Annotated in this window: 20 protein-coding genes and 1 tRNA gene; 11 read left to right on the top strand and 10 right to left on the bottom strand. The window is 66.5% G+C overall.

Features of this window, described 5'->3' with window-relative positions; genetic code table 11:
• Window positions 1–40 precede the first annotated feature (40 nt).
• Window positions 41–652, bottom strand: a complete 612-nt coding sequence (locus tag ACP7BY_RS19070) for a LolA family protein (protein WP_033967518.1) — start codon at window positions 650–652, stop codon at window positions 41–43.
• A gap of 62 nt (window positions 653–714) precedes the next feature.
• Entirely contained in the window at window positions 715–3,018 is a 2,304-nt protein-coding gene (locus ACP7BY_RS19065) for an FtsK/SpoIIIE family DNA translocase (RefSeq protein ID WP_137903141.1), read from the bottom strand.
• A 126-nt stretch (window positions 3,019–3,144) separates the two neighbouring features.
• Between ACP7BY_RS19065 and ACP7BY_RS19060 the strand changes: the two genes are divergently transcribed.
• Window positions 3,145–4,362, top strand: coding sequence for a UbiH/UbiF/VisC/COQ6 family ubiquinone biosynthesis hydroxylase (locus ACP7BY_RS19060; protein ID WP_033967519.1), 1,218 nt, complete (start codon window positions 3,145–3,147; stop codon window positions 4,360–4,362).
• 70 nt (window positions 4,363–4,432) lie between these two features.
• Here ACP7BY_RS19060 and ACP7BY_RS19055 read toward each other — a convergent pair whose 3' ends face one another.
• Genes ACP7BY_RS19055 through ACP7BY_RS19045 form a run of 3 tightly spaced genes read right to left on the bottom strand, consistent with a single transcriptional unit; the run spans window position 4,433 to window position 6,173 of the window.
• A complete protein-coding gene (locus tag ACP7BY_RS19055) occupies window positions 4,433–4,630 on the bottom strand; it encodes a hypothetical protein (protein ID WP_033967521.1) in 198 nt (65 codons plus the stop codon).
• Between the two features lie 11 nt (window positions 4,631–4,641).
• The gene (locus tag ACP7BY_RS19050; protein WP_033967523.1) at window positions 4,642–5,280 is read right to left on the bottom strand and encodes an LON peptidase substrate-binding domain-containing protein; all 639 of its coding nucleotides are present in this window, start codon (window positions 5,278–5,280) and stop codon (window positions 4,642–4,644) included.
• Complete coding sequence (locus ACP7BY_RS19045; RefSeq protein WP_033967525.1) at window positions 5,277–6,173, bottom strand: tetratricopeptide repeat protein; 897 nt, start codon at window positions 6,171–6,173, stop codon at window positions 5,277–5,279. Before ACP7BY_RS19045 ends, ACP7BY_RS19050 begins: the two co-directional genes overlap by 4 nt.
• Window positions 6,174–6,373: 200 nt before the next feature.
• On the opposite strand from ACP7BY_RS19045, the gene ACP7BY_RS19040 reads away from it, so the two are divergent.
• Window positions 6,374–6,448, top strand: a tRNA-Gly gene (locus ACP7BY_RS19040).
• Between the two features lie 288 nt (window positions 6,449–6,736).
• Window positions 6,737–9,058, top strand: a complete 2,322-nt coding sequence (locus ACP7BY_RS19035; protein ID WP_033967526.1) for a GH92 family glycosyl hydrolase — start codon at window positions 6,737–6,739, stop codon at window positions 9,056–9,058.
• A 123-nt stretch (window positions 9,059–9,181) separates the two neighbouring features.
• On the opposite strand, the gene ACP7BY_RS19030 is transcribed toward ACP7BY_RS19035, so the two are convergent.
• The gene (locus ACP7BY_RS19030) at window positions 9,182–10,078 is read right to left on the bottom strand and encodes an SDR family oxidoreductase (protein WP_137903142.1); all 897 of its coding nucleotides are present in this window, start codon (window positions 10,076–10,078) and stop codon (window positions 9,182–9,184) included.
• A gap of 96 nt (window positions 10,079–10,174) precedes the next feature.
• On the opposite strand from ACP7BY_RS19030, the gene ACP7BY_RS19025 reads away from it, so the two are divergent.
• A complete protein-coding gene (locus ACP7BY_RS19025) occupies window positions 10,175–11,011 on the top strand; it encodes a helix-turn-helix transcriptional regulator (RefSeq protein WP_033967527.1) in 837 nt (278 codons plus the stop codon).
• Window positions 11,012–11,167: 156 nt separating this feature from the next.
• On the top strand, window positions 11,168–11,965 hold the full coding sequence (locus ACP7BY_RS19020; RefSeq protein WP_137903143.1) for a DUF72 domain-containing protein: 798 nt from the start codon (window positions 11,168–11,170) through the stop codon (window positions 11,963–11,965).
• Here ACP7BY_RS19020 and ACP7BY_RS19015 read toward each other — a convergent pair.
• The 3 genes from ACP7BY_RS19015 to hemC are packed head-to-tail and all read right to left on the bottom strand — an operon-like array spanning window position 11,962 to window position 14,640.
• Window positions 11,962–13,008, bottom strand: coding sequence for a hypothetical protein (locus ACP7BY_RS19015; protein ID WP_249340888.1), 1,047 nt, complete (start codon window positions 13,006–13,008; stop codon window positions 11,962–11,964). The two genes, ACP7BY_RS19020 and ACP7BY_RS19015, sit on opposite strands and share 4 nt — an antisense overlap.
• Before the next feature lie 31 nt (window positions 13,009–13,039).
• Window positions 13,040–13,723: a uroporphyrinogen-III synthase gene (locus tag ACP7BY_RS19010; RefSeq protein ID WP_033967528.1), complete on the bottom strand. Its 684-nt coding sequence runs from the start codon at window positions 13,721–13,723 to the stop codon at window positions 13,040–13,042.
• Window positions 13,720–14,640, bottom strand: coding sequence for a hydroxymethylbilane synthase (hemC, locus tag ACP7BY_RS19005; RefSeq protein ID WP_137903144.1), 921 nt, complete (start codon window positions 14,638–14,640; stop codon window positions 13,720–13,722). Before hemC ends, ACP7BY_RS19010 begins: the two co-directional genes overlap by 4 nt.
• An 84-nt stretch (window positions 14,641–14,724) precedes the next feature.
• On the opposite strand from hemC, the gene tsaD reads away from it, so the two are divergent.
• Together tsaD and ACP7BY_RS18995 are read left to right on the top strand one after the other, a co-directional pair.
• Entirely contained in the window at window positions 14,725–15,756 is a 1,032-nt protein-coding gene (gene tsaD, locus ACP7BY_RS19000; protein WP_137903145.1) for a tRNA (adenosine(37)-N6)-threonylcarbamoyltransferase complex transferase subunit TsaD, read from the top strand.
• Window positions 15,753–16,724, top strand: coding sequence for an NAD(P)H-dependent glycerol-3-phosphate dehydrogenase (locus ACP7BY_RS18995; RefSeq protein WP_033967529.1), 972 nt, complete (start codon window positions 15,753–15,755; stop codon window positions 16,722–16,724). Before tsaD ends, ACP7BY_RS18995 begins: the two co-directional genes overlap by 4 nt.
• Before the next feature lie 6 nt (window positions 16,725–16,730).
• Here ACP7BY_RS18995 and ACP7BY_RS18990 read toward each other — a convergent pair whose 3' ends face one another.
• The gene (locus tag ACP7BY_RS18990; RefSeq protein ID WP_033967577.1) at window positions 16,731–16,910 is read right to left on the bottom strand and encodes a DUF1674 domain-containing protein; all 180 of its coding nucleotides are present in this window, start codon (window positions 16,908–16,910) and stop codon (window positions 16,731–16,733) included.
• Window positions 16,911–17,037: 127 nt separating this feature from the next.
• Between ACP7BY_RS18990 and ACP7BY_RS18985 the strand changes: the two genes are divergently transcribed.
• The 4 genes from ACP7BY_RS18985 to purH all read left to right on the top strand — a co-directional run bounded on the left by ACP7BY_RS18985 (window position 17,038) and on the right by purH (window position 22,415).
• Window positions 17,038–18,312, top strand: coding sequence for an RsmB/NOP family class I SAM-dependent RNA methyltransferase (locus ACP7BY_RS18985; protein ID WP_137903152.1), 1,275 nt, complete (start codon window positions 17,038–17,040; stop codon window positions 18,310–18,312).
• Window positions 18,313–18,358: 46 nt separating this feature from the next.
• On the top strand, window positions 18,359–19,021 hold the full coding sequence (gene rpe / locus ACP7BY_RS18980) for a ribulose-phosphate 3-epimerase (RefSeq protein ID WP_033967531.1): 663 nt from the start codon (window positions 18,359–18,361) through the stop codon (window positions 19,019–19,021).
• Complete coding sequence (locus tag ACP7BY_RS18975; protein WP_171010589.1) at window positions 19,022–20,782, top strand: heparinase II/III family protein; 1,761 nt, start codon at window positions 19,022–19,024, stop codon at window positions 20,780–20,782.
• A gap of 67 nt (window positions 20,783–20,849) precedes the next feature.
• Window positions 20,850–22,415: a bifunctional phosphoribosylaminoimidazolecarboxamide formyltransferase/IMP cyclohydrolase gene (gene purH / locus ACP7BY_RS18970; protein ID WP_033967533.1), complete on the top strand. Its 1,566-nt coding sequence runs from the start codon at window positions 20,850–20,852 to the stop codon at window positions 22,413–22,415.
• The last annotated feature ends 22 nt before the right edge of the window (window positions 22,416–22,437 follow it).

Genomic DNA, 22,437 nt, shown 5'->3' with positions numbered 1-22,437 from the left:
CGTCTTTATGCGCGGCAACCTGTCGCCAATATGAATGAAACTATTTTTTCCCGGTCGGGCGCACAGGATCGCGCCACTGAAAGGCATTGTCGGCGACGGGCGCGTTGAACCGCTGGTTCGACAGCCGGATGGTCGTACGATTGTTCTGCGAATCGAGCGCGACCCAGCCCTGCAACATCAATCCGCCCGGCGCAGTCGGATTGCGCGCGAACACCAGGCTGATCCGGCCATATTCCGGATGCTTGGGGTCGGCTGCGTCCACGGCGATCACATTGGGATTGTCCGTCGTGACCACGGAAGCGATCTTGCTCATATCGCGCGAGGGATCGAGCAGGATGCCAAGCGGGGAACCGGCGATCGGCCAGCGTTGCTTTTGGGCGACCGAATAATCGAGGAACCACAAGGATTTTCCGTCGCTGACGATCAGGATCGGCACGCCTTTTTCATATTGAAAGCGGATCTTGCCGGGCTTCTTCAGCGTCAGCACGCCAGTCAGCACCTTCCCCGATCGGTCCGTCTGGGTGAAGGTCGCCGTCATGCTTTCGACTGCGCGTAGATGATTTTGCACTTGTGCCAGGTCGCCGACCCGGGCGGCCGCCACCAGCGCGGGGACTGCGAGCAAAGCGAAAGCAGGTTTGAACTGGTTGAACACACATATCTCCTGATCGGCCGCTATACAGCGCCACCGGCTTGAACCCGCTCTGAACCGCAGCCTTAGACGGGATGACCGTCGCGGTCGCGCAGCACTTCGCGGCGGCCGACATGATCGGGGCGACCGACGATATTGTCCTTCTCCATCCGCTCGATCAGCCGCGCGGCGCTGTTATAGCCAACGCGTAACTGGCGTTGCAGCCACGAGGTCGAGGCTTTTTGGCTCTCCACCACCAACTGCACCGCCGCGCGATATTGCTGGTCCTCGGCCGAATCTTCGCCGATCGGCGCGCCGTCGAGCGCGAAGCCGTCCTCCGGCTCTTCGGTCACCGCCGTGTTATAGTCGGGCCGCCCTTGCGCGCGCCAGTGATCGGCTACCGCGCGCACTTCGTCATCGGATACGAAGGGCCCGTGCACGCGCACGATGCCTTTTCCGCCGGGCATATACAGCATGTCGCCCTTGCCGAGCAGCTGTTCGGCCCCCTGCTCGCCCAAAATGGTGCGCGAATCGATTTTGGAGGTGACGTGGAAGCTGATTCGCGTCGGCAGATTTGCCTTGATCACACCGGTGATGACGTCGACCGACGGGCGCTGCGTTGCCATGATGAGGTGAATGCCGGCCGCGCGCGCCTTTTGCGCCAGGCGCTGGATCAGAAATTCGACCTCTTTGCCCGCGGTCATCATCAGGTCGGCCAGTTCGTCGACAATCACCACGATCTGCGGCAGCACCTGATAATCGAGCGTTTCCTCTTCATAGATCGGCGCGCCGGTGACGGGTTCATAGCCGGTCTGCACCTTGCGCCCGAGCGGCTGGCCCTTGGCCTTGGCCGCGCGCACCTTGTCGTTGAAGCTGGCGAGGCTGCGCACGCCGAGCGAGGACATTTGCCGATAGCGGTCCTCCATCTGCTCGACCGTCCATTTGAGCGCGCGCACCGCCTTGGCCGGGTCGGTCACGACGGGTGCGTAGAGGTGCGGAATGTCCTCATACATGCTCAGTTCGAGCATCTTGGGATCGATCATGATCATCCGGCACTCTTCCGGCTTGAGCCGATAGAGCAGCGACAGGATCATGCAGTTGAGCCCGACCGACTTGCCCGAACCCGTCGTACCCGCAACGAGCAAATGCGGCATCGGGGCGAGATCGGCGATGACGGGATCGCCCGCGATATTCTTGCCCAGCACCAGCGACAGCGCGCCCGGCTGATCGTCGAGCGAATCGATGAGTTCGCGCAGGCCCACCGTCTCGCGCCGCGCATTGGGCAACTCGATACCGATTACGGTGCGCCCGGGAATGGTAGCCACGCGTGCCGACACCGCCGACATGTTGCGCGCGATATCGTCGGCGAGCTGAATGACGCGGCTCGCCTTGATGCCGGCCGCCGGTTCCAGTTCGTACATCGTCACCACTGGGCCCGGTCGCACATTGATGATCGATCCCTTGACGTGGAAATCGCTCAGCACCGTCTCCAGCAATCGCGCATTGCGGTCGAGCGCAACCTTGTCGATCGGGCCACCGACCGAGGGTGGAGTCGGCTTGAGCAGATCGACCGAAGGCAAATGCGACTTGTCGCCGAAGTCCATCGACGTCTGCTTTTCGCGCGGCTTGGCGGTGGTGACCGGCGTCATTTGCCGTTCGGAAATGACCGGACCCGGTCGGACATCGGGGGTCGCCACCGCACGCGGCATCGACAATTTGCGCGGCGATTCGGGCACGAATCGCTCGGGTTCGATCTCCGCTGCGCCGCGCCGGTCGGTCAGTCGCTTCGGCTCGCGTGGCGCGCGGGCCGGTCGTTCGGCCATGTCGATGGTGAAGCTATAGGCCCATAGCGCCAGCCCGCAGAGGCCGACAATCGCGGCCGCACCGCGCGTCGTCCACAGCACCGCCTCGCTATTCCCGATCAGCGCAATCGCGGCGCGGAGCAGGTCCGACACGGCAAGGCCGAGGATCCCGCCCCACCCGGCCGGCAACCACCCCACCGCCGCGCCGGACACCAGCGCGAATGCGGAGCCGAGCAACGCGATGCCGCCCGCTGCGGTGAGCAATATCCGCCGCCAACGCCCAACGGGCACGTCGCGCCACAGCCGCAAAGCAATCAGCAGCAGCGTCGGTAGCAACAGCGCGATTCCCGGACCCAGCAACCAGAAGGCTCCGTCGGCGACCAAAGCCCCGCCGCGCCCCAACCAGTTGCGCGCCGGGCCGGCCGAAGCCGTATTGAGCGACGGATCGCTGGCATGATAGCTCGCCAGCGCAATCACGATCACCACCACCAACGTCACCAGCGCGATCGCAGCGATCAACGCGCCGCTGCGCACCGCGCCGGCCCGGACGGTTTCACGCCACAACGGTGGCTGCGCGCGGCTCGCCATGCTTTCCAAATCCCAAATGTTCGCTGTCTGTCCCCAGGAATCATCGCGCGCGCGCGGGCTTGCGTCAAGGCTGGAGCGGTGGGGCGAAGCCGTTGGCACGCCCCCGCCGAAGCGCTACAGCGGGCTATGAACCAAGCAGACGTCATCATTCTCGGCGGCGGGCTCGTCGGCAGCGCGCTCGCCGTGGCGCTCGATCGGCACGGGCTCAGCGCCATCATCATCGACATCGCCGATCCGGAGGTGATCCTTGCCGCCGGCTTTGACGGCCGCGCTTCGGCGATTGCCGGTGCGCCGTGGCGGATGCTCGGTGCGATCGGTGTGGCCGATCGTCTTGCTGCTTTTGCCTGCCCGATCCAGGGGATTCGCGTCAGCGATGGGCTGGAGCCCGGTGCGCTCGATTTCGAGCCGGATGCGGGCGAGGATGCGCTTGGGCATATGGTCGAGAATCGACGGCTGCGCGCGGCGTTGTTCGAAGCGGCATCGGCCGCGCCCAGGGTGGACGTACGGATGAAGACTCGGGCAGTCGCGGTCGATCGCGGCGAACACGGCGTTACCGTCACGCTCGATTCGGGCGCGGTCATCACCGCGCCGCTGCTGATCGCGGCAGAAGGTCGCAATTCACCGACGCGCGAGGCGGCGGGCCTGCGTGTCGCACGCTGGACGTATGACAATGCTGCGATCGTCACGTCGCTGCACCATGAACACCCCCATGAGAACATCGCCTTCGAGATCTTCTATCCCGATGGTCCGTTCGCAATCCTGCCACTCAACGATGATGAACAGGGCCACCGCTCGTGCATCGTCTGGTCGGTGACGCGCGATCAGGCCCCGGGGATGATGAAGCTGTCCGACCGCGGTTGGCTGGCCGAGGCGGACAAGCGTATCGGCGGGTTTCTCGGCGCGCTCGGGCCGCTTGGCAAACGGATGAGCTATCCGCTCGGCTTTCACCATGCCGCGAAGATCGTGTCGAACCGGCTGGCGCTGGTCGGTGACGCGGCGCACGGCATCCACCCGATCGCGGGCCAGGGTGTCAATGTCGGTTTCCGCGACGTGGCGACGCTGGTCGAAGTGCTGGTCGAGGGCAAGCGCACCGGGCTCGACCTCGGCGATCCGCAGTTGCTCGCACGCTATGATCGTTGGCGCAGCCTCGACACCTTCATGGTGGCGGCGGCAACCGATGGGCTCACGCGGCTGTTCGGCGTGCCGGGCAAGACCGCCAACGCGGTGCGGCGTTTCGGCTTGTCGGCCGTGCAGCACATGCCCCCGCTAAAGCGCCGCTTCATCGCCGAAGCGCGCGGCGAGAGCGGCGACGTACCCAAGCTGCTGCAGGGAATGACGGTTTAGCCGCGAGCGGCGGCGCAGGTCGCTGCGTTGATTGGGGTCGCGCGTCCACCGGTAGCCCGCAGAGCCGTGGTCAGTTGCGCACATTTTCCCCGGCGGCAGGCGGCGCACTGGCTGTCGCTGCGATACGCGCGTCCTCGTTGCCAATCCGTCGCTGCGTAGCGACATGTTCCACCGCTGCCGCCTTTTTCGGGTCGAACAGCGTGGCGAAGAACATCCCGATCATCATCGCCGCGCCGCCGAGGCGGCCCTTGCGCTTGGCCTTGCTCATTGCGCTTGCCTCTATTGCAGCGTCACCGAATCCTCGCCGTCATGCCGCCCGAAGAACTGCATGAGCTGGATGATCAGTTCGGCGCGGTTCTCGATACCGCCGGCTTCCAGCAACGCCTGCTTTGCCGCGACGTCGAACGGGGCGATCTGCGCGATCCCGTTGACCAGCGATTCGTCGTCGAGCCGCGCTACCGCGTCCCAATCGACCGCATAGCCCTGCGCATCGGCAAAGGTGCGCGATTCGCTTTCCAGCGCGGAGCGGCGCGACAGCGAAAGCATTTCGGGGCTGGCAGGGCCAGCGATCAGTTCGGCCTCGACCTGGCGGAAAGCCGTGGCCACATCCAGCTCGCGCACGATCCGGAACAGCGACAGCCCTTCGAGGATGAGGTTGTAGCGTCCGTCCTCGCTTGCCTCGAACTCGGCGATCTTGCCGACGCAGCCAATGTCGAACAGCGCGGGCCGTTCGACGCGATTGGCGGCGTTCGCGGGGAGGGTGGGTCGCGGCTGCACCATGCCGATTCGCCGGTCGCGCGCCATGGCGTCGGAAATCATCGCGCGATAGCGCGGCTCGAAGATGTGCAACGGCAAATGCATCCTCGGGAAGAGCAATGCCCCTGCCAGCGGGAAGATCGAGAGCCGCGTCGTCGTCACCCGAACAGGATTGCCGACAGCTTGCGCCGCTGCGCCGACACCCACGGATCTTCGAGTCCGACCACCTCGAACAGCTTGAGCAACTGCGTCCGCGCGGCACCCTCGTTCCAGCTGCGGTCATCGGCGATCATCGCCAGCAGCGTGGCCGCAGCCCCGTCGCGGTCACCCGCTGCCATCTGGCCACCGGCCAGGGCAAAACGCTTGTCGAAATCCTGCGGATTGGCAGCGACTTCGGCGGCAAGCCCAGCCAGATCATCGACCGGCTTGGCCTCGCGGGCCAGCGCCAGCGCACTGCGCGCGCGCTCAATCTCGGGCAGCTTGGCTATCTCTTCGGGCAACGCCGCGATCGCCGCTTCGGCGGCATCGGTCTGCTTGTCGGCAACCAGCGCGCGCACCATTCCCGAAAGAACGGCCGGATGCTCGGGGGCCATTTCGGCGAGCTGTGTGAATACGCTGACGGCACGCGCGGCATCGCCCTCGACCAATACCTGCTCGCCCATCGCGATCAGCGGTTCGAGTTCGGCTTCCAGGCTTGCCTCGGTGCTTTCGATCGGCAGCTGCTTCAAGATCTGGTCGAGCATGGTGCGCAACTGCGTCTCGCTGCGCGCGGGTGTCAGGTCCGCGACCAATTGCCCCTGGAACATGGCATAGACGGTCGGGATCGACTTGATCTGGAATTGCGCGGCGATGAACTGATTCTTGTCGGTGTCGATCTTGGCCAGCACCACACCCTTGTCGGCATAAGCGGCAGCAACCTTTTCGAGCAGCGGCGTCAGCGCCTTGCACGGCCCGCACCATTCCGCCCAGAAATCGATGATCACCAATTTGGTCATCGACGGTTCGACGACGTCGCGGCGGAAGCTTTCCACCGCTTCGCGTTCGGCGCTGCTCATACCCAGGGTAGCCAAGTGTCGCTCCAATCCAGTGTGCCCGGCCTTATGTGGTTGCTCAGGCCGCGAAGCCAACCCTTTTCGCATGATTGGGGCAGGGAATGCACTTTGCTGCGATAAGGGGGTTGCCGAGTCCGCATGTCGCTGTTAGAGCCCGCCGCCTTACCCGCCCAGTCAGCGACTGATTGGGCCGTAACGCCAGAGCGGGCGTAGCTCAGGGGTAGAGCACAACCTTGCCAAGGTTGGGGTCGAGGGTTCGAATCCCTTCGCCCGCTCCAGTCTTCCGAATCGGCAGTTCACAGCGTGAATTGCTCCGGCACCAAAACCTGAAATCCCCTTGGAGTCGCACCGATCGCGGGCCTTCTCCTATGTCCCGACGGGGGCTGACGCGAATTTGAAGTCTGGCGGTGTGCGGCGTTCGATCTTCCGATCGACCCAGCCGGGCCCAAGGTTGAGCTACCTGCTTTTTGCCTGCCGCCATTTTTGACGCTCCCGGAAGCGACATCCGTTGATACGGTCCGATGCGCGGCCTTCCGCCGAACGCGCAGCAATGCTCTAAGCGTGCTATGAGGATTGCCCGTATACACCTGCCGCTGATTTTGATCGCTGCGCTCGCCGCCGCGCCGCTTGGCGCACAATCCACCTTCGACCACGTCGATCCGATGATCGGGACGGGTGGTGAAGGGCATACCTTCCCCGGGGCTGCGGCACCGTTTGGCATGGTGCAGCTGAGCCCCGATACCGATACCGGCCATGTCATCCGCGACAGCTATAAATGGGCGGCGGGATATCGCTATTCCGACCCGACCATCGAAGGCTTTTCAGCGACCCATTTCTCGGGCGCAGGGCATTCCGATCTCGGCGATTTCCTGGTGATGCCGACGTCGGGCGATGCTGTCCCGCTCGAGCCCGGCGACGTGGCCAAGCCGGGGTCGGGCTATCGATCGCGTTTCAATCATGCAAGCGAGGTGGCCACCCCGGGCTATTACGCCGTGACCCTGACCGATCCAGCCGTGCGAGCCGAGATGACCGCGGGCACGCGGATCGGGGTGCATCGGTACACCTTCGCCCCGGGCAAGGCCGCGCATCTGGTGCTGGATCTGCGGTCATCGCTCTACAATTATCCGGGCAAGGTCTTGTGGGCCTCGCTTCGGCTGATGCCGGACGGGACGCTGGTCGGCGCGCGGGAGACGCGCGGATGGGCACCGGACCGCAAACTATATTTCGCGATGCACTTCTCAACCCCGCTCGCCGGGCACGCCTTCATTAGCACCGAGAAGGACGTCGCTTACCGCGGATTCCAGGGCCCGGGGCGAAGAACCGACGCCGTCGCGGAACGATCGGGCCGCGCGCTCGTCGCGCGGCTCGATTTCGGCGCACTCACGCGTCCACTCGAGGTGAAGATCGCGATTTCATCGGTCGATGAGGCGGGTGCGGTTGCCAATCTCGCCAGCGAACCCGGCGATTTTGATGCCGTGCACGCCCGCACCACCGCAGCCTGGCGCGCAGCGCTCGACGTCCTCGAGATCGCAGCACCCGTCGCGATGCAGAAGAGCGTTGCCACGGCGTTGTATCACAGCCTGCTAGCCCCTTCGGTGGCTGGAGATGCCGACGGCCGGTATCGCGGGCCCGACAACCAAGTGCATCGCGCAACCGGTTATACTTTCCGCTCGACCTTCTCGCTATGGGATACGTTCCGCGCCGAACACCCCCTGCTGACATTGGTGCAACCGGCCAGCACCACGAACGACGTGGTGCGCTCGCTCGTTGCGAGCCGCGAGAACAGCCCCGATGGCATCCTGCCGGTATGGCAGTTCCAGGGACGCGAGACCTGGACCATGATCGGCTATCATGCCGCTCCGGTTATCGCGGATGCCTATCTGAAAGGGATTCGCGGGTTCGATGCAAACGCCGCGCTCGCCGCGATGGTGGCGAGTGCGACCTATGCCCCCTACGGCGGTCTCGGCGACTATATGAAGCTTGGCTACGTACCGATCGACCGCGAGCCAGAAGCCGCCTCGAAGACCGTCGAATATGCCTATGACGATTGGACCATCGCCCGCATGGCACGCGCGATGGGGCGCAGCGACGTCGCCGCGACCTTCGAGAAGCGCGCGCACAACTGGCGCAACAGCTTCGATGGAAGAACCGGTTTCGTTCGCGCGCGCAAGGCGGACGGCAGCTTCCGCACCCCGTTCGACCCGACCGCCATCAATTACGGATCGGATTATACCGAAGGCAACGCCTGGCAATATAGCTGGTTCGTACCGCAGGACCAGGCGGCGTTGACGACCGCGCTCGGCGGCGATGGCGCGACGATTGCCAAGCTCGATGCGATGTTCGATTACGACACTTCGAAGCTGGATTACAGCCACGCCGAGGATATCGCCGGGCTGATCGGCCAGTACATCCACGGCAATGAGCCGAGCCATCACGTCGCCTATCTTTACAGCTATGCTGGCGCGCCGTGGCGTACCCAGGCGCGGCTGAAACAGATCGTCGAGAGCCAATATCATCCGACCCCCGACGGTCTGTCCGGCAATGACGACCTCGGGCAAATGTCGGCATGGCTGGTCTTCACGGCGCTGGGCTTCTACCCGGTGACGCCAGGCAGCCTCGAATATGTGATTGGTCGGCCGTTCGTCGATCGGGCGACTTTAACGCTGCCTAACGGTAAGCGCCTCACCATCGTGGCGGACGGGCTCGACGACAGCCATCCGTTTGTCCGATCCGTCAGCTTGAACGGTGTCCCCATAACCCGCGCCTATCTGCGTCACGACCAGATCATGGCGGGCGGAGAGTTGCGGTTCACTATGCAATCGAAGCCAAACACGGCGTGGGCGGCTCAACCTGCAGATCGACCGTATTCGAGCAGTCAGACACGATAAGGTCGAAGGCACGCGGAGGTGCCCGGGCGCTTCACCGGTAACGCTGTCCGTTCAGGTTCGATATTTGCGGTTTTCGGCGGTCGTGGTGGCACGGGCATGGCCCGCAACAGCGGTGGATGCGGCCTAGGCGAGCGCCGAATAGTCCATTGCGGCGAGGTCGGTGAGCAGATCGGGTCCCGTCGGCTCCCATCCCAGCCGCGCGCGCGTCCAGGCGTTCGACGCGACCATGTCGAGCGCTGCGAAGGGGGCCATCCAGCCAAAATAGCGTTCGACTTCGTCGGCCGCGATCGAGCGGACCGGCAGCCCGCTTCCCTTCCCGATCGCTTCAGCGATGGCGCGCGCCGTGACGCCCTCCTCCACCGACGCATTGTAGCGCGCGCCCGGCTCGCCCTTCTCCAGTGCCAGGACGTAAAGCTCGGCGACGTCGCTGACGTGCGCGGCAGACCAGCGGGTCTTGCCCTCGCCCAGATACGCGATCGCACCGGACCGGCGGGCCTCGGCGATCAGCGGCGTGATCAGTCCGGCCCTGCTAGTGTCGTGGACCTGCGGCAGCCGGATGGTGCGGACATCGATGCGTCGCGCGATCAGCGCCGCGCCAGCAAGCTCGGTCGCGATACGCGGATTGGCGTGGCGCGGGTTTAGCACGTCCTCGGTCGCCGGGCCGCCGTTGAGCGGCGTGCCGATGCCAACGCCCGAGGTAATCAGGATCGGCTTCTGCGTCCCCTCCAGCGCCTCGCCCATCGCGGCGATGTTGCGTTGGTCCTTCTTGGTATTCTCGAAAAATGTCTGGAAATTGTGATCGAACGCGCAATGGATCACGGCATCGGCCGCCGCAGCGCCGCGGGCGAGCGTCTCGGGCTGTTCGAGGTCGCCACGGTGGACTTCGACGCCGACCGCTTCGAGGTGCCTGGCACCGGCCTCGGAACGGGTGAGACCGAGCACCTGATGGCCGCGATCCAAGAGTTTGGGAATGACGTGCGAGCCGATGAACCCGGTCGCGCCGGTCAGGAACACGCGCATAAAATAGTCTCCTTGTGCCGGGGCGGCATATCGCGACCCAGGAGAACCTGTTAAAGTAGTGACGTTATCATGGTATAACCCGTAACAGGATCGATCATGGCCGGCGAAACGCCCAACCTGCTCGGAGCCTATCTTCGCGACCGCCGCACCCGCCTTGACCCTGTGGCATTAGGGTTCGACAGCAGTCGACGGCGTACGCCGGGGCTGCGCCGCGAGGAAGTTGCCAGCCGCGCGAACATCAGCCCGACATGGTACACTTGGCTGGAGCAGGGGCGCGGTGGCGCGCCATCAGCCGACGTACTGGACCGCATTGCCAAAGGGCTGATGCTGACCGAGCCGGAGCGCGAGCACCTCTACATGCTGGGCCTCGGCCGCCCGCCGGAGGCGCGTTACCAGGCCGTCGACGGGATCTCCCCCCGGCTGCAACGCGTGCTGGACGGGATGGTGCTGAGCCCCGCGATCGTCAAAACAGCAATGTGGGATGTTGTCGGGTGGAACCGGGCGGCGGCGCTGCTGCTGACCGATTACGCCAAGCTGCCGCGCGAAGACCGCAACATCCTCCGCCTGATGTTCGGGAGCGATCAGGTCCGCCTCCGAAACGCGGATTGGGACGGCGTCGCCCGCTTCGTTGTCGGTGCCTTTCGCGCGGACGTAGCGCGTGCCGGTGCCAATAACAGCGCGGCAGTAACCAGGCTGGTCAGTGAATTGTGTCGCGTGAGCCCGCAGTTCGAGGCCCTGTGGCAAGACAATGATGTGGTGGCGCACGGCGAGGGGGTAAAGCGCATCCATCACCCAGAGGCGGGGCTGCTTGCCATGGAATTCTCGTCCTTCGCGGTCGAAGGGCGGCCCGAACTCGGGATGATCATATACAACCCCGCCACGCCAGCGGATGCCGATCGACTGCGCGCGCTGTTGGACGCTCATGACGATTGATGGAGATCGGCGGCCCCGAAACGGAGATCGTCCACTCGCCGACCAGTCCGCGCCGTGACAGCGGCCGCAAAGCCAGGATTTCCAACCTTCGCAGTCCCGTAGATACCGGCATCGCGGCGGTGGCACGCGATGCGCGTGTGGTTTAGCTTCGGCCCCATGACCACAGGCAAAATCCGAATCGGCATTGGCGGCTGGACCTATGAGCCGTGGCGCGGGGTGTTTTTCCCCGATAAATGGCCGATCAAGCGCGAACTTGAATATGCGGCGGCACGGCTGACCGCGATCGAGGTCAACGGGACCTATTATTCGTCGCAAAAGCCCGCGACGTTCGCTTCCTGGGCAAAGGCGGTGCCGGACGGTTTTGTGTTCGCGCTGAAGGCCTCGCGCTATTGCACCAACCGCAAGGTCCTGGCCGAAGCAGGCGAGTCGATCGCTCGCTTCACGGGGCAAGGGATTGTCGAGCTCGGAGATCGGTTGGGGCCGATCCTATGGCAGTTTATGGCAACCAAGCAGTTCGATCCCGATGATTTCGGGGCCTTCCTCAAGCTGCTGCCGCAGCACCAAGATGGGGTCGCGTTACGTCACGCGGTGCAGGTTCGACACGCCAGTTTCCAGGTTCCCGAATTCGTCGCGCTGGCGCGGGCCGCCGGTGTGGCGATTGTCTATGCCGATTCGGCGGACTATCCCGCGATTGCCGATGTCAGCGGCGATTTTGTCTATGCCCGGCTCGAAGCCGCAGTGGAGGAAGAACCCACCGGCTATGCGCCTGCAGCGCTGGATCGCTGGGCCGATGTGGCGCGCGGCTGGGCCCGGGGCGAGGCACCCGATCCCCTGGTGCGTTTTGCCGAGCCCGCGCCCGAAGTCCCCCGCGATACCTTCGTGTTCTTCATCAACGGCGCAAAGGTGCGCGCGCCGGCCGGGGCGATGGCACTGATCCAACGGATCGACGGCTAGCGCGGCTGGGGGGGCGACTCCGGCTGTGGCGTTGCGCCGCCGGGTGCAGCCGCGCCCTGTGCGGTCCGAACCGCCGGTGCTGGCGCGGGCGCGACGGCTATAGCGGGCGCGGCATTGACACTCGGGGCAAAAAGCGCCGCACTTTCGATCGTGTCGAGTGCGCGACGCGCTGCGATGTAACGCCGTGCTGCGCTCGTCCAGCGCTCCGCCCGCGGGGCACCGGGTGTGCGCGAAACTTCGGCGAGGGCCGCCTCGACCTGCCCGGCATCCAGCAAACGGCGCGCGCGCGCGACGCGATCGACCGGCAGCGGCGAAGGTGTTCCCGCCTTGCGCACGACCACCAGATTGCTGAGTTCGCGTTTCAGGCTTTGCCACCAGCCGGTGCTGGCCATCCCGGTCATGAGCTCGGGCGCAACCCCGTCGAGCCCGATGCGCAGATCCTCCAGCGTCACCGGTTCGCGCGCGGCTTGCACGATGGTGGCGATCGCCGCAGGCTGCACGCTACCGAAGCGTTCGCGCAACTGATCCTCGAGAAACCCCAGATTGAGCCCGCGGTCGAGCGCACGGCGAGCGGCGAAGGCGACCATCAACCCCTCGCTCCGCGTCGCATAGCCAGAGGCGCGCCGTGCATCGCGATCGATCGTTCCCGACCGTGCTTCCAGATCGCCGATCTTGTCGGCCAGTTCGGCTTCGCGGCTGGACAAGGCGGCAAGGTCGATCGTCGGGACCGGGGCGTTGGTCTTGCTCGGCACGATTACGACCGGCGCTTGTCCGTTGCTGCCAACCGGTAGCGTGACGGTGGCGACCGGCTTGGTGTCGCCGCCCCGGACGAGGCGCAAGATGACGAAAGCGGTGGCGCTCGCCCCGATCAGGAACGCGATCAGCCCGAGCGCGATCGCCCGCCGCCAGCCGAGGCCGTCCGACGTCGCGACCCGCGGGGGCGGCACGAAGGGCGGCACGGTACGCGCCGCGACCGGCTCGACCTGCGGCGAATCGAAACGAGCGGGCGCGGTTTCGGGGACGGGAGGCGGTGTGTCGTCCATAGCTGCCTTATCGGGGCCATGACGCGGGCGGTCAACGGCTCGTCGTGCCGCCGCGCGCCTCCACCGCAGCGAACAAGGCTGCATCGTCCGGCGTCGCCGCGATGGCGAGCGCGCGCCAACCGCGCCCGGCGGCGGTGGCGATTGCCGGGCTGAAGGCGGCGATGTCCAGGGCCGCGCGATCCATCCCCAGATGTTCGAGCAGCCCCGCCAGTCGGCGCGCGGCGCGTGCCGAATGCAACAACGCGGTGGTTCCGGCGAGCGCGCGAAGCGCTGAATCATCGACGGGGATGGTGACGCTTTCATAGACGGGCACCACCGCCGCAACGGCTCCGCCCCGCTCCAGCGTGCGATCGCGACCGGTGAGGTGCAAGGCGTTGGCAAGCCCGTGCGCGGTGGCGATGGCCGCTATGTCGGCGGCGTTGCCGTCACCGGTCGCAATGACGTCAAAACCCGCCGCGCGTGCCGCCGCCGCCGTATGCGGCCCGACCGCCAGCACGGGGAGTTCCCGCAGCGCTTCGAGCCCGGGCCCGCCGAGCCGAAGCGCGTTGGCGCTGGTCAGAATGAGCGAATCGTAGAGTGTGGGATCGGAGACATCCCAGGGAAGCGCGCCCACCGCGAACAGCGGGAGTGATAGTGTTGCGAACCCGGCGGCCTGTGCGCGGGCGACGGTGGCGGCATTGCCCGGCTCGGGCCGCAACACCGCCAGTGTGGTCACGCCGCGAACAGCCGCCGTACCGACGCCGGAGCCCGCGCCAGCAAATCGGCCGCCAGCCGCGCGGCGAGCGTGGCATCGCCAACGGCCGCGCAAGCTTCGCCCGAAACGTGTGCGCTGCCATCCTCGGCGAACAATTCGGCGCGCAGGCGGATGGTGTCGCCGTCGCGTGTCGCCAGCGCAGCGACCGGCGAATGGCAATCGGCCTGCAATGCGGCGAGCAAGGCGCGTTCGACCAGCACACAGCAGTGCGTCGCTGCATCATCGATTGCGGCGAGCCAGCCGAGCATCCGCGTGTCGCTCGCCCGCGCCTCGATCCCGACCGCGCCTTGCGCGGGCGCGGGCAGCATGATGTCAATCGCGATGGCGACACCGACATCGGGGCGGCCAAGCCGGTCGAGCCCTGCTGCCGCCAGCATGGAGGCATCGACGGCACCCGCCGCGACCTTGGCCAGGCGCGTATCGACATTTCCGCGAAACAGCACGGTCGCCAGATCGGGGCGTATCCGTCGCAATTGTGCGACTCGGCGTGGCGAGCTGGTGCCGATCACCGCGCCCCGGCGCAGTGCGGCGATGCTTTCGGCCCCGATCAGCCGGTCGCGGACATCGGCACGCGGCAGCATCGCCGCGATGGCAATGTCGGCGGGGCGGATCGTCTCGACATCCTTCATCGAATGCACCGCGCAATCGATCTCACCCGACAGCAATGCGCGGTCGAGTTCCTTGGTCCACAGTGCCTTGCCGCCGATTTCGGCGAGCGCGACATTCTGCACGCGGTCGCCCGTGGTCTTGATCGGAACGATCTCGATCGCATCGGCGGTCCAGCCATGCGCCCGGGCCAGCGTGTCGCGCACCATATTGGCCTGGACGAGCGCAAGCGGCGATCCGCGCGTGCCGAGTCTGAATTGCGGATGGGTCACGCGGGTCCTCTGGTTTCGTGATACCCCTCTTGGCGAAACCACCCGATTTCGACAAGCGCCGCGCAACACGCTAGGGGGCGGGGCATGGCACTGATCCTTGGTCTTGAATCGAGCTGTGACGAAACCGCCGCCGCGGTGATCTCGTCTGACCGGCGCGTCCTCGCTCACCGCCTGGCGGGACAGGAGGCAGCGCACCGGCCGTTTGGCGGGGTGGTGCCCGAAATCGCGGCGCGCGCGCATGTCGAAGTGCTGGCCCCGCTGGTCGAAGCCGCATTGGCCGATGCCGGGGTAACGCTGGCCGATGTCGATGCGATTGCGGCAACCGCCGGGCCGGGCCTGATCGGTGGGGTGATGGTCGGGCTGGTCACGGGCAAGGCGCTGGCGCATGCGGCGGGCAAGCCGCTGATCGCGGTCAACCATCTCGAAGGCCACGCCCTGTCACCGCGCCTGGCCGATCCCGATCTCGCTTTCCCCTATCTCTTGCTGTTGGTGTCGGGCGGGCATTGCCAGTTGCTGCTGGTCGAAGGCGTTGCGCGCTATCGCCGCCTCGCCACCACGATCGACGATGCGGCTGGGGAAGCGTTCGACAAGACCGCCAAGGTGTTGGGGCTGGGCTTTCCCGGTGGCCCGGCGGTCGAGGCCGCAGCGGCTTTGGGGCGGCCGATCGTGCCATTGCCACGCCCGCTGAAGGGCTCCGCCGAGCCGCATTTCTCCTTCGCGGGCCTGAAAAGTGCGGTGGTGCGCGCACACGACGCCAAGACATGGAGCGTCGAGGATTTGGCCGCCTCGTTCCAGGCAGCGGTGATCGATTGCCTGCTCGATCGCACCGCGCGCGCGCTTGATCGTGCCGCGGGGGCGACGGCGCTGGTGGTCGCGGGCGGGGTTGCGGCGAATGGCGCGGTGCGGGCGGCACTCAGCGGGCTGGCGGACACCAACGGCCTGCGCTTCGTCGCGCCGCCTTTGTGGCTGTGTACCGACAATGCCGCGATGATCGGCTGGGCCGGGGCGGAGCGCTTTGCCAAAGGTTTGACCGACCCGCTCGACATTGCCGCGCGGCCGCGCTGGCCGCTCGATCCGGGGGCCGAAGCGGTGCGCGGCGCGGGGGTGAAGGCATGAAGATCGGCGTCATTGGCGGCGGGGCCTGGGGCACCGCGTTGGCACAGGTTGCCGCGCGCGGCGGTGATCCTGTCTTGCTATGGGCGCGCGAGCCCGACGTGGTCGCTTCGATCAACCAGACGCACGAGAATAGCCGCTTTCTCGCAGGCATTGCGCTGCCGCCCTCGATCCGGGCGACCGGCGCGCTTGGGGATCTCGCGGCGTGCGATGCGTTGCTGGTCGTCGCGCCCGCGCAGCACGTCCGCGCGGTGTTGGCCGAAACCCCGGTCGGCACGACGCCGCTGGTGCTGTGCGCCAAGGGGATTGAGGCGGGGACGCAGTTTCTGGTCGGCGAAGTGGCGCAACAGCTCCATCCTGAAGCGCCGATTGCAGTGCTGTCCGGCCCGACCTTTGCGCATGAAGTAGCGGCGGGGCAGCCGACCGCAGTCACGCTGGCCTGTGCCGACGCTGCGCTCGGCGCGGCGCTGGCCGATCGGCTCGCTAGTCCCAGCTTCCGCCCCTATGCCTCGACCGATGTGATCGGTGCCGAGATTGGCGGGGCGGTCAAGAATGTGCTCGCGATCGCGTGCGGCGTGGTCGAGGGCGCGGGGCTCGGCCAGAATGCACGCGCCGCGCTGATCGCGCGCGGCTTTGCAGAGATGACGCGCTTTGGCCTGGCGCGCGGTGCGCGGGCGGAAACGCTCAGCGGCCTGTCGGGGTTGGGCGATCTGGTGCTGACCTGTTCGTCGACCAGTTCGCGCAATTTCTCGCTCGGCATGGGATTGGGCCAGGGCAAGTGCGCGGCGGACCTGCTTGCCGATCGCCTGACCGTCGCAGAGGGCGCGTTCACCGCGCCAGTGCTGCGCGATGCGGCGGCGGCAGCGGGCGTCGACATGCCGGTGGTGGAGGCGGTGTGCGCGCTGCTTGACGGGCGCGAAGTCCATGCCGTGGTGGGCGCGCTGCTCGCGCGCCCGCTACGCCCGGAATAGCCGCTACTAAAAGTCGATCGCGATACCCTTTGACTCCCAATCGCCATAGCGGGTGGGATCAAGGCCATCGGGGTCGCCCTTCGCACTTTGCCCGGCCATCGCCGCCGGTTTCGGCTCGGGCTGCGGCAGCGGCGGGTTCGCGCTGAGATAGGCAGGTGGCTTCACATGCGGCGGGCGGCGGGCCATGGAGGTGTCCTTGGGGCGGCATGATGCCGTATCCCGCGTGACATCGGCGGTCTTTCCGCCCAATTCAACCCAGCGCCTGCAAGATTGTGAGACCCCGCTTTTGACCCTTCCGCCGCCCCGCCGCTATATGCCCAAGCCCGAACCGGTCGATCCGCCGGGTGTTCCCGCGCGGCGCGCGGCACTGCGCCTGCTCGATGCCGTATTACGCCAGGGCCTGCCGCTGGAGGTGGCGATCGGGCGCGCAACGGCGGGAATCGAGCGTGCCGACGACCGGGCGCTGGCCCATGCCATCGCCGCCGAAGTACTGCGCCGCTTGCCCGATCTCGACGCGTTGATCGATTCGGCGACCAAGACGCGGCTGCCCGATGATGCCAAGGCGCGCTTTGCGCTGCGCATTGCGCTCGTCCAGGCCTTGTCGCTCGGCACGCCGCCGCACGCCGCGATCTCGACCGTGCTGCCGCTGGTCGATGGCGGCCCGCGCAAGCTCGTCCACGGCGTGTTCGGCACGTTGATGCGCGGTGGCGACCAGCTTCCCGAACAGCCGACCCTGCCCGATCCGGTGGCGATCCGGTGGCACGCCGCCTGGGGCGATGACGGGATTGAGGCGGCCGAGCGCGCAATGGCAGCCCCGCCACCGCTCGACCTGACGCTGGCCGATCCGGCCACTACGGCTGCGATGGCGGAGGCGCTGGGCGGCGTGTCGCTGCTGCCCGGCCATATGCGCCTGCCCTCGGCGCATGTGCCCGAATTGCCGGGATTCGAGGACGGAAGTTGGTGGGTACAGGATATCGCCGCTTCGCTGCCCGCGCGCTTGCTCGGGCGTGGCCCCGGCGTTGCGCTGGACCTGTGCGCCGCCCCCGGCGGCAAGACGATGCAACTCGCGAGCGCAGGCTGGAGCGTCACCTCGGTTGATTCTTCGGAAAGTCGTCTGGCGCGACTTCGCGAAAATCTGGAGCGCACGCATCTGACGGCAGAGGTGATCGCGGCCGATCTGCTCTTGTGGTCGCCATCGGCTCCCGCAGATGCCGTGCTGCTCGACGCACCCTGCAGCGCGACGGGGATCTTTCGCCGTCATCCGGACGTGCTGCACCGCATCCGTCCCTCGCAAATCACCGAATTGGCCGCGTTGCAGGCAAAATTGCTTGCCCGTGCCGCCGATTGGGTAAAGCCGGGCGGGACGCTTGTTTTCGCGACCTGTTCGCTTGAACCGGCCGAGGGAGAGGCGCAGTTGAAGCGTTTTCTGGCCGCACGCAGCGATTATGCGATCGAGCCCGTTGCGCAGGACGCGCTTCCGGTTGGCATCGTGCCCAATCCCGGCGGTTGGGTGCGCACGCTTCCCGGCATGGTCGATCCCGGCGGCAATGACGGCTTTTTCATCGCACGGCTGCGCCGCGCCGGATAATCCCTTGCTTGCCCGGCGTCGTGGCCATGCTAGAGGCTGAAGGCTTATGACATACCGTCCTGTCCGTATCGCGCCGTCGATCCTGTCCGCCGATTTCGCCAAATTGGGCGAGGAAGTCCGCGCGATCGACCTTGCCGGCGCGGACTGGATCCATGTCGATGTGATGGACGGGCATTTCGTGCCCAATATCTCGATCGGTCCGGCGGTGGTGAAGGCGATCCGCCCGCACACCGCCAAGCCGCTCGACGTGCATTTGATGATTGCGCCGGTCGATCCCTATCTGGACGCCTTTGCCGAGGCGGGCGCGGATACGATCAGCATCCATGTCGAAGCGGGGCCGCACACGCATCGCAGCCTCCAGCACATCCGCAGCCTGGGCAAGCGCCCCGGCGTGGTACTGACCCCGCAGACCCCGGCCAAGGCGCTCGATTATCTGCTGGAAGAGGTCGACCTTGTCCTCATCATGAGCGTCAATCCCGGCTTTGGCGGGCAGGCGTTCATCGAAAGTTCGCTGCGCAAGATCGAGGCGGTGCGCAAGATGATCGACAAGGGCGGCTATGCTGTCGATCTGGAGGTCGATGGCGGCATCGATCTTGTCACCGCGCCCCGGGCGATTGCTGCCGGGGCCGATGCGCTGGTCGCGGGGACGGCGACCTTCCGCGGCGGCCCCGCGGCCTACGCCGCCAATATCGCGGGCCTGCGCGGCTAGATGGTTGAGCTGTCCCCCCTTGGAGCCCCGATCGAGTCCGGCCCCAATGTGCAGGGCGACAGCATCGACGAAGGCAAGCGGCTAATCCGCCAAGGGGGAGACAAAGGGTTGTCGCTGGCCGAACGTCTGGCCGAACGCTTTCATCGGCTGACCTGGCGCACGCCCATTCACGGGATGCGGTTGAAGGGCCGCCATCCGCTGAAGCTGATCGCCGTGCCGGACGATCCCTTTTTGGGCGATGCCCGGCGCGGCAACGCGTTGCTCGACGGTCGACTGAGCTTTCGTGGCGAATCGCGCGCGATCGCGGCGCTCGATTTGGCCAAGCCGGATTTTTCCAAGGCTTTTGCCGAGTATCTGCACGGTTTTTCCTGGCTGCGCGATCTCTCGACCGTTGCCACGCGCGCGCAGGGAATCCCCATTGCCGAGGCGCTGATGCGGCGTTGGCTCGATGCCCATGCCGACACGGTCAGCGAACCGGCGTGGCGCGCCGATCTGTGGGGGCGGCGGATCCTGCTGTGGACCGCGCACGCACCGCTTATCCTGTCATCGACCGATCTCGTCTACCGCAGCCGTGTTCTCAATACGCTGGCGCGTGGAGCACGGCATATCGACCGCGGGGCGGAAAAGGCCGCGCCGGGCGCGCCGCGCGTTGCGGCGATGTGCGGCGTGGTCGCAGCCGGGTTGTTGATCCCGGGCGGCGATGTGCGGCGCAGTGCCACCGAAGCCGCGCTTGCCAAGGCGCTGGCCGCATCGATTTTCGAAGATGGCGGCAATGTCGCCCGCGCGCCCGCCGCACAGGTCGATCTGCTGATGCTGTTGACCGCACTCCGCGAAGTCTATGCCGCGCGACGGCTTGAAGCGCCGACGAGTGTCACCAACGCGATCGCGGCGCTGGTTCCCGCCTTGCTCGGCGTCTGCCACGGCGACCGCGATGTCAGCAGTTGGCAAGGGGGCGCGCCGGTTGGGGCGGCGGCGCTCGACCAGATCATCGCGGCAACGGGCGTACGCACGCGTCCGCTGCGGCAAGCGCGCGAGTGGGGCTATCAGCGTTTGGCGGCCGGATCCACCGTCGTCATTCTCGACGGTGCACCCCCGCCGATCGCGCGTTTGGTCGAGGGCGGGTGTGCATCGACGCTGGCCTTCGAAATGTCCGATGGCCCGCATCGGCTCGTCGTCAATTGCGGCGGGGCGCGCGCGGGCGTCGTGCAGCTTCCGGCGGCGCTGGCCGAAGGGTTGCGGACTACAGCGGCGCATTCGACGCTGATCGTTGGCGACAGCAATTCGACCGCAATCCACGCCGATGGCACGCTCGGGCGCGGTGTATCCGAGGTCGAGCTCGCTCGGCAGGAGAGCGAGGGGTTGAGCCGCGTCGAGGCAAGCCATGATGGCTATGCCCGCCGCTTCGGGTTTCTCCATCGCCGCCAGCTCATTCTGGCGAGCGACGGGCGCGAGCTGCGTGGCGAGGACATGCTCCTCCCCGCGACCAAGCGCCGCAAGTTGGCGGCAACCGGCTTCGCCGTCCGTTTTCACCTGGGCGTGGGCGCGCAGGTTTCGCCGACTGCCGACGGACTTGCCGCGCTGTTACGGTTGCCCGGTGGCGGATTGTGGCAGTTCCGCTGTCGCGGCGGCACACTGGCGGTCGAGGAAAGCGTGTGGATCGATGCCGATGGCCGCCCGCATGCGACCATGCAGCTCGTTATCAGCGGCGAATCGCCTGCGGGTGGGGCGAGTGTAAGCTGGGCGTTCAAGCGCGCGGGATAAACCGCACCGGTTGAATCTTCGCAGGCGAGCGGGCAGGGACGCGCAAAGCCATCCCCTGGAGCACCCCATGACCACCATCTCCATTCGCCGCGCGCTGCTGTCGGTGTCCGACAAGACCGGTATCGTTGATCTCGCCCGTTCGCTCGCCGAGACAGGCGTCGAACTCGTTTCGACCGGTGGCACCGCCAAGGCGCTGCGCGAAGCGGGTCTCACCGTACGGGACATTTCGGACCTGACCGGTTTCCCCGAAATGATGGACGGCCGGGTCAAGACGCTGCACCCGGTGGTGCATGGCGGGCTGCTCGCGGTGCGCGACGATGCCGCGCATGTCGCGTCGATGGAGGAGCATGGCATCGGCGCGATCGATCTCGTCGTGGTCAATCTCTATCCGTTCGAGGCGACCGTCGCCAAGGGTGCCGAGCGCGACGAGATCATCGAGAATATCGATATTGGCGGGCCGTCGATGGTGCGTTCGGCCGCGAAGAACCATGCCTTTGTCGCGATCGTCACCGATCCGGCGGATTATGCGGTGGTCGCGCAAGGCAGCACCACGCTTGCCGATCGCCGTCGCTTCGCCGCCAAAGCTTATGCCGCGACCGCCGCCTATGACGGGATGATCGCGCAGTGGTTCGCCTTTGCCGACCAGGGCGAACGCTTCCCCGAAACGCTGCCCCTGACGCTCAAGCGCGGGCAGGCCTTGCGCTATGGCGAGAACCCGCACCAGTCGGCGGCGTTCTACACCGCCAGCGGCCCGCACGCGCGCGGCATCGGCCAGGCGCGCCAGGTGCAGGGCAAGGAACTCAGCTACAACAACCTCAACGACGCCGATGCCGCGCTCGATCTGGTCAGCGAATTCCGCGAGGCTGCGCCGACCTGCGTCATCGTCAAGCACGCCAACCCCTGTGGCGTCGCTACCGGCACCACGCTCGAACAGGCCTATGCCGCCGCCTTCGCGTGCGACACGGTTTCGGCTTTTGGCGGAATCATCGCGCTTAACCGGGCGCTGGACGGGGCGACGGCGCGCGCGATTTCGGGGATCTTCACCGAAGTGGTGGTCGCGCCCGATGCCGATGAAGAGGCGCTGGCGATCTTCGCCGCCAAGAAGAATTTGCGGTTGCTGCTGACCGGCGACCTGCCCAACCCGGCGCGGCCCGGTCTGCTCGCCAAGGCGATCACCGGCGGCTGGCTGGTGCAGACGCGCGATGGCGCGAGCAACCCCGAGCTGCAGGTCGTGACCAAGCGCCAGCCGACCGCCGAGGAACTGGCCGATTGCCGTTTCGCCTGGACCATCGCCAAGCACGTCAAGTCCAACGCCATCGTCTACGCCAAGGGCGGCAGCACCGCGGGCATTGGTGCGGGGCAAATGAACCGCCTCGAATCCGCGCGCATCGCCGCATGGAAGGCGAAGGACGCCGCCGAGAAGGCGGGTTGGGCAACTCCGCGCACGATCGGTTCGGCGGTAGCATCGGATGCCTTCTTCCCGTTTGCCGACGGTCTCCTGGCAGCAGTCGAGGCGGGCGCGACCGCCGTGATTCAGCCGGGCGGATCGATCCGCGACGATGAAGTGATCGCAGCGGCCGATGCAGCGGGCCTCGCGATGGTGTTCACCGGCGTTCGCCACTTCCGCCACTGAGGCGGCATCAAGCGGTCGCCGT

The sequence above is a fragment of the Sphingomonas sp. PSPC2-2 genome, from assembly GCF_049897725.1.
Lineage (GTDB): Bacteria > Pseudomonadota > Alphaproteobacteria > Sphingomonadales > Sphingomonadaceae > Sphingomonas.
The sequence above is the reverse complement of the archived record's forward strand: the minus strand, read 5'-3'. Positions and strand labels throughout refer to the sequence as shown.